Here is a 6,715-nt window from a genome sequence, read left to right as displayed (position 1 = left end):
CGCCGGCTGGCAGACGCTCGCCCCACTCCTCGAGGCGAGCAAGGAAGGCCGCGGCAGCCGGCACCGGCTCGGCATCCTCGGTCCACAGCTCACCCAGGCGGATGTTCTTGAAGGTCTTCAACCGGGCGGGGTCGCGATACGCCTGGCCGTGCTCGATCGCCAGCTCGCGCGCATCGGTGAAGGGGCTGGCAAGGCCACCGATCGCGAAGCTGGCGGTGCGGCCGTCGCCCTCCGCGGTCGCCTTCCAGAAGCTCTTGCCGAGCATCGCCAGGCGCTGGTGATCCTCGATCCCGCAGCCGCAATGCGGGCAGGTGAGCTGGGCGAGCTCGCGGCGTCCTTCCGGCCAGGTGACGTGCTCGAAGCGCATCTCGAACGGCTCGGCACAGTGAACGCAGGGCGACAGCAGCCGGCGCTGATCGCCCTCCAGGAATGCTCGCTCGATCCGCGAGAAACCGGCAATCGTCGGCGTGCTCACCAGCACGATCTTGCGCCGGCCGCGGAAGGTCATCGCCGCACGGCTGGCGAGTGCCACCGGATCGCCTTCGCCGCCGACGTCGCCCGGGTAGCTGTCCACCTCATCCAGCAGGATGAACCGGGCCGGGATCGAGCGGAACGCGGCCGGGCTGTTCGCACCGACCATCAGCAGCTCGCCACCACGGAAGGCCTTGCGTGCCGCCGTGTTGCCCGGATCGCGCGAGCGGAATGGCACCACCCGCTCGCGCAGGACCGGCGTAGAATCGATGAAGGGATCGATCCGGGTCGGCGTGTTCCGGCGGATCATCTCGGTGCTGGGCATTACCAGGAGGATGTTGCTCGGCACGTGGTGGATGGCAAAGCCGATCAGGTTCAGCAGCGCCTCGGTGCAGCCGACCTGCGCGGACTTCATGACCACCACCCGCTCGACCGGCGAGCTGGGCGTCATGGCGTCCATGATCTCGCGCAGGAAGGGCAGGCGCTCGGTGCGCCATGGGCCAGGCTCAGCGCTGGTCGGCGGCAGGATGCGGTAGCGATCGGCCCACTGCGCGACCGTCAGCATCGGTGCCGGGGCGATCGCCCGCCGGCAGATCTCGCCCACCCACTGCTCGACCTGGTCGGCTTGCTCAAGCATGGGCCAGCGGCTCCATCGGTGCCCGGGCCAGCTCTTCCAGGTGCTCGCGCACCAGGCGGTCCAGTGCCTGGAAGGCGAGCGCCTGGTCGATCCCCAGCTCGCCGGCCATGGTCGGCGCGATCCGGGCGACCCAAGACATCCACGCGTCGCGCTCGCCACGCACCCAGCGGAAGAACGCATCTTCTGCCAGGCGCTTGTTGACCAGGGCGCCGGTGCGTTGCTCGACGTCCAGCTCCAGGAGCTTGGCCTTGTGCGCATCGATCTGGCGCTTGCTCTCCAGGCGGGCCTTCTGCTCGGCATCCACCCGCGGTGCCCGCTTGGCGACATGGCTGTCCACCCAGGCGCGGGCGCGCTCCAGGTGGACCCGACCATCCGGTTCGACCGGCAGGCCCAGCTTGATCAGCTGCGAGACGCGGGTCTTGTGCACCCCGATCGCTTCCGCGAACTCGGACTTGCTGATCAGGTTCGGATCAGTCTCAAGATCGGGAAATAGTTGAGAATTCAACATCTTAAATCCCGACAGTAACTCAACCACACCGAAGGTCGGACACTAGGCAACTCAAGCGGTTAGCCGACCCATTTGTCTTGGGCGCCAGGAGGACCCGCGAGGGCCATGTCCAGGCTGTCACGGAAGCGCCGGGCCTCCCGCCTGGCCGTGCGGAAGGGCAGGGCGGCGTCGCAGTGCAGCGTCGAGAGCGCCCATAGCTCGGCTCGCCGCAGGAGCTGGCGGCGGCCGCAGCAGCTACCGCCCTGCGCCTCTGCGATGGCAGCCGCACGTAGCCGGTCGAGCTTGGTGGCGGCGTCCAGGTCGGCGGGCGCACAGGCGGCCTGGAAAGCGTCCGTCGTCATGCTCGCTCCAACAGGGTTGCCAGCTCGCACAGATCCTCGGCGATGCCATCCCGCTCGACTGCGACCGCCTCAGGGCCAAGACGCCCAGCTGCAGGCAGACGGACAACCCGCCGGGCAAGCTCGCGGAGCGACCCGGGGACCAGCCGGACAGACGGACAGTTGCGGGGACCACCCCCTTTAGGGGGTGTCCCAACTGTCCGTCTGTCCGGCCCCGGGTCGCCGCGGTGCCCCTGACCAGTCCGGACAGTTCGGACATTTCGGACAGATAGACGGACAGTTTCGGACAGATAAGTGGATCTGGGAAGTATCCGGGGGTCAGGCATGATCGTCACTCCGCCCTCGCTCGATCCATGCCCAGCCATCCTTCACCTGTACGCCATGTGCCTGAAGATACTCAATTCCTCGCGCCCACCTCTTGTAGAGGGTGTCGTCCTTAAGACCTTCCGGACGGCCTCGATCGAACTGGTCCTTCCAGTTGGTCTGCCGGACAGCCAGGACACCGGACGGGACAACTGGCGGCAGCGAACTGTCCGGCTGTGTCCGGCCTTCCCGAGCAATGACGGTCTTGAGCGCATCCAGCGCGATCCTCGCCGCTGGCGGCAGTTCCCGCTTCCGGCGTGGTCCGCTCTCCTTGCGAGCGCCCTTCTGGACGGTGTCGCCATGGCGCGGCACCAGGGTGGTGACCGTCTCGTCATAGGCGTTGGTGCCCAGCTCGACGGTCTCCATCTCGTAGTTGAACTCGACGTGCCGGATGCCGTCCCGGTTCTTGGTGACGAACAGCTTGCCCTCGGTCGCCTCCAGCTCGACGTCCATCGCCGCCTTGAGACCCGACCAGCCACGGGCACCGCGCGCCTCATCCTTGCCAGCATGGTGGATCACCAGGATCATCCCGCCGGTCACCGCCGCCAGCTCGTCGCAGGCAGCGATCGCCTGGCCCATGTCTTCGGCGCTGTTCTCGTCGCCGCCCGGCATCATCATGGCGAGCGTGTCGATCACCACCAGGCGGATCGGCTCGCCCAGCTCGGCACGGATGCGCCGGCATTCGTCGAGCAGCGCCGCGACGTTCTCCCGGTCCAGGAGCGAGCCCGGCCTTGAAGCGACCATCAGCCGGTCGGGGATCTTGATCTGGTGACGGATAGACCAGCCATAGATGCGGCGCCGGATGCTCTCCGGGTTCTCGGCCGCGAGATAGAGCACCGCGCCCGGCTCGGTCCGGCGCCCATGCCACTCCATGCCCGCGGCGATCCGGAAGGCCATGTCGACGGCCGCGAACGACTTGCCGGTGTTGCTGGCACCGAACAGGAGCGTCTTGCCGGCCGCCGGCAGGAGGCCGCGGATCAGCTCGGGCATGGATAGGTCCGGCTGCAGGCTGTCACCTGCGGTCAAGCCGAACCGGGAAGCACCGGCGGTGGCAAGCCCCCGCAGACGTGCGCACTGGTCGGTGTGCCAGCCGATCAGCTCCTGAGGCGTGACGCTCAGGTCGAGCGCCTTCTCGGCCAGCTCGGCTGCCCGCTCCTGCGCGGCGAAGCGGGCGTTGATCTCCCGCAGCTTGCGCACGAGGTCAGTGGGTTTGCCGAACGGGTTCTCCGCTCCTTCCTCGATCGCGCGGCGTAGCGTCTTGCGGACATCGTCCGGCCGGAACCGGCTGTCACCGGCCAGCTCGGCTGCCAGATCGGCCGGCTGCCCGCCTACCTGCTCCAGATGGGCGAGGACCTGAGCAATGGCCGAATAGATCGGCACGCCGAAGTCGCCAGGTGCCGCACCGCCCAGGCGCGGCCGATCATCGTCCAGCCAACGGGCCAGGATCTGCCCCAACAGATCGAACTCGATCTCCGCCTTCTGCTTGCGCAGCCGGGCAAGCTGCTGCTCGGTGCCCAGGCGGAAGGGAAGAACCTCAGCTGGAGCTGTTACGTCTTCGTTAAGCATCTCGCGGTTTTCCTTGTCCGCGAGCGTCGAACAGCCTACAAGGCAGTTGGCCTTAGTCCTTGGAAACCTTAGAGAAACGCCCCGTTGACATCGTAGGGGTCACAGGTTCGATCCCTGTCGCGCCCACCACCTCCCAGTCCCGTCCAGACCACCAGCCGCGGGTCTCGCGCAGCGTGCGGGCGCTGATCCGCAGATCAGAACGGCATGGCCTGTGGCACTGCCTCGGAAAAGGGCGCCGCTCCGCCTGCCGGCAGGACATCCAGCAGCGGCGATAGCTCGCGCGCAGCGTCGACACGGTGGGCAGGGGTGTCAGCACCCGGGCCATCGCGTCGGGACGAGCCGTATGGGGCACTGCATAGCCCTGGTGGATCCAGGGATGGAGGCTGCCTTCCCAGAGGAGGAACGGCACCTCCGGAGCGTCGGTGAGGGTGACGAACATTCCTTCCGGAAGGTCGCCCAGCGGTACAGCGTGCGCGACCTGGTGGCCATTTCGATCGATGCGGGCCGGGTGCAGTGCCCGGTCGATCTCGTCGGCAGAAACGAACTGGTCGGCCGGGAGGCCATGGGCCTGCCGCCGGCTCGCGCGAAAGCGCAGGAAGTCGGCGCGGCGGCATTGCGCGCATGGACGGTGCCCGGCCGCCAGCGCCACCGCCTCGTCGGCGAAGAACAGAGGATAGTAGCAACCACGCCTGTCGAAGGTGACGCGATAGCCGTTCCTGCCCTGCAGGGTGCAGGTGATCCAGCGCCAGACGCGCCAGCTCCGCCCGAGAGTGCCGTCCGCCATGTGAAGATCGCCGCGATTGCCGAGATAGCGGCCGCGATGCAGCGATGCCTCGATCGTCCCGAAGGGGGTCACCCGGTTACGACGAGGTCGATCGAGCAACGGTCGCTTTCCTCGGGTTCGGCCGGTGCGGCACCGGATTGGCTGCCGGGCGGCTCGTGGCCTCGTTGGCGCTCAGTCGGGCTGACGATCGCGCGGTGGCGCCCGGTGTCGTTCAGCCACCCGGTCCCTTGTGGATCGGGTCGACCCAGGCCACTGTTTCAGGCTGCTCGGCAACGGGCATGTCCAGCTTGACCACCACCGCCTCCTGATCGTTGCGCACCAGTACCCATTCCAGAAGCTCGATGTCGCTGGCGCTGATCTCCTGGTGCGGCACGAACGGTCGCAAGTGGATGAAGTCGCCCCGGCCCGCCTATGTGGTGAACTCCAGCCGCTCACCCTCGCGCATCCGTGCCGGCCCAGAGCTTCTTCGCTCCCACCCGGGCGAAGCTGATCACGGCTGCCCGGTCCATGCCCGGCGTCTGCGCCGTATTCAGGCCCAGGCTGCTGCCCGGCACCACCAGCGCGCGGCGGGCGTTCTCAGAGACGCTGGGGGAGGTGGTCCATCACCGCCGGCAGGTGGCTGGGCGGCTGCACCGCCAGCGGGCGGGGCCGGTCCAGCAGCAGGCCGAAGGTCAGGACCATGGCCAGCACCAGCAGGCAGATACGGCCGGGCAACGGGATCATTCCCATACTCCAAGGACGGGCGGCACCTCTGGCCGGACAGCCGTCATGCCTTGAATGATGCCAAAGATCGGCCGGGTTTGGCTGTGACCGCCGTCACACAGTAGGAACAGTGGAGCATGGTTGCGGGGATGCTGTGGCAATGCAATCACGGGTGGAGCCGATGGCAAGGCAGGTGTCCCGGGTAGGGTGTGGAGCCGCCCTTGCCTGGGCCAGGGATCGGCTCTAGGCACGAACATCGCCCACCGGAGTTAATAAATCGTTGCCGCACCCAGCCGCCGAAGCCTGTCCCGTCCAGAACGGGGACGTTCAGCCATATCCGCAGGTGCCGGCGAGTCGGCCGGAAGTGACCCGCGCAGTGGTGCGCGGCGTGGTCCGCTATCTGGTCCAGGCAGGCATGGCGCCGATCCTCGAAGTGCCGCTCCCCAACGGACGGCGGGCCGACATCATGGCGCTGGGCCAGGACGGCCGGATCACCATCATCGAGATCAAGTCCTGCGCGGCCGACTACCTGACCGATCACAAATGGCGCGCCTACGCCGAGTTCTGTGACCGGTTTGGCTTCGCGGTCGCCGCCGACTTCCCGCTGGACCTCCTGCCGCCGGAGCCGGGCGTGCTGGTGGCGGACGCCTATGACGCGGAGGAGATCCGGCCGCTCCAGCCATTCACTCTGGCAGCAGCGCGACGCCGGGTCCTGCAGTTGAGGTTCGCCCGGCTGGCCGCCCTGCGCAGCCTGGGCGTGGAGGCAGTCGAGCCGTCCACCTGACACCCCTCTCCAGAAGGCAGCCGCTGTTGCCGGTGCTGAATGTTCCTGTTATGTTCTATGCATGCAGCAGGTGCACAAAGGCCGCGGCGCCACCCTCAACCCGCCAGGCCGCTTCGAGCGGCATGCCGCTGCGCTGGCGGATGACGGCTGGGACACCCTGGCGGAACTGCTGGCTCAGGTGGGGCCGCGTACCGAGGTCCGGCCGGACCGCACGGGCTCCCTGATCACCTACAACCAGTCGCCCGATATCGGCTTCGATGCCTCGATCAACCCATATCGGGGCTGCGAGCATGGCTGCATCTACTGCTATGCCCGGCCCTGGCATGCCTTCCTGGGGCTTTCCTCCGGCCTGGACTTCGAGACGCGGATCTTCGCCAAGGAAGATGCCGCTGCCGTGCTGCGCCGGGAGTTGGCGCGCCCCGGCTATGTCGCCCGGCCGATCGCACTGGGTGCCGCCACCGACCCCTACCAGCCGGTGGAGCGGCGCCTGCGGATCACTCGCTCGGTCCTCGAAGTTCTGCTGGAGGCGCGCCATCCGGTGGGCATCGTCACCAAGTCGGCG

Annotated in this window: 7 protein-coding genes and 2 pseudogenes; 2 read left to right on the top strand and 7 right to left on the bottom strand. The window is 67.8% G+C overall.

From position 1 onward, the window contains the following. The 7 genes and pseudogenes from EQG76_RS09945 to EQG76_RS09915 form a co-directional block, all read right to left on the bottom strand. Positions 1-1,108, bottom strand: a 1,108-nt coding sequence (locus tag EQG76_RS09945; protein ID WP_200840701.1) for a terminase gpA endonuclease subunit, incomplete at its 3' end; no start/stop codon positions are given. Further along, on the bottom strand, positions 1,101-1,616 hold the full coding sequence (locus EQG76_RS09940; protein WP_159712935.1) for a hypothetical protein: 516 nt from the start codon (positions 1,614-1,616) through the stop codon (positions 1,101-1,103). The genes EQG76_RS09940 and EQG76_RS09945, both read right to left, overlap by 8 nt. Before the next feature lie 59 nt (positions 1,617-1,675). Next, positions 1,676-1,957 carry a hypothetical protein gene (locus EQG76_RS09935; protein ID WP_159712933.1) on the bottom strand — a complete coding sequence of 94 codons (282 nt, stop codon included), beginning with the start codon at positions 1,955-1,957 and terminating at the stop codon, positions 1,676-1,678. Between the two features lie 315 nt (positions 1,958-2,272). Continuing rightward, positions 2,273-3,883, bottom strand: coding sequence for an AAA family ATPase (locus EQG76_RS09930; RefSeq protein ID WP_159712931.1), 1,611 nt, complete (start codon positions 3,881-3,883; stop codon positions 2,273-2,275). Between the two features lie 52 nt (positions 3,884-3,935). Then, a complete protein-coding gene (locus EQG76_RS09925) occupies positions 3,936-4,766 on the bottom strand; it encodes a hypothetical protein (protein WP_159712929.1) in 831 nt (276 codons plus the stop codon). Between the two features lie 112 nt (positions 4,767-4,878). Further along, positions 4,879-5,227: pseudogene (locus EQG76_RS33370) on the bottom strand (hypothetical protein). A 16-nt stretch (positions 5,228-5,243) separates the two neighbouring features. Continuing rightward, the gene (locus EQG76_RS09915; protein WP_159712927.1) at positions 5,244-5,390 is read right to left on the bottom strand and encodes a hypothetical protein; all 147 of its coding nucleotides are present in this window, start codon (positions 5,388-5,390) and stop codon (positions 5,244-5,246) included. Between the two features lie 322 nt (positions 5,391-5,712). Here EQG76_RS09915 and EQG76_RS09910 point away from each other — a divergent pair, with 322 nt between their 5' ends. Together EQG76_RS09910 and EQG76_RS09905 are read left to right on the top strand one after the other, a co-directional pair. After that, positions 5,713-6,153: an MmcB family DNA repair protein gene (locus EQG76_RS09910; RefSeq protein ID WP_255476502.1), complete on the top strand. Its 441-nt coding sequence runs from the start codon at positions 5,713-5,715 to the stop codon at positions 6,151-6,153. Positions 6,154-6,214: 61 nt separating this feature from the next. Then, positions 6,215-6,715 (top strand): annotated as a pseudogene (locus tag EQG76_RS09905) (PA0069 family radical SAM protein); the annotation flags it as partial.

The sequence above is a fragment of the Geminicoccus flavidas genome, from assembly GCF_009806515.1.
GTDB lineage: Bacteria > Pseudomonadota > Alphaproteobacteria > Geminicoccales > Geminicoccaceae > Geminicoccus > Geminicoccus flavidus.
The sequence above is the reverse complement of the archived record's forward strand: the minus strand, read 5'-3'. Positions and strand labels throughout refer to the sequence as shown.

Bases quoted from the DNA above. Each gene is read 5' to 3' on its own strand.
- EQG76_RS09930 (WP_159712931.1), bottom strand. From the start codon at position 3,883: ATGCTTAACGAAGACGTAACAGCTCCAGCTGAGGTTCTTCCCTTCCGC.
- EQG76_RS09935 (WP_159712933.1), bottom strand. From the start codon at position 1,957: ATGACGACGGACGCTTTCCAGGCCGCCTGTGCGCCCGCCGACCTGGAC.
- EQG76_RS09915 (WP_159712927.1), bottom strand. From the start codon at position 5,390: ATGATCCCGTTGCCCGGCCGTATCTGCCTGCTGGTGCTGGCCATGGTC.
- EQG76_RS09940 (WP_159712935.1), bottom strand. From the start codon at position 1,616: ATGTTGAATTCTCAACTATTTCCCGATCTTGAGACTGATCCGAACCTG.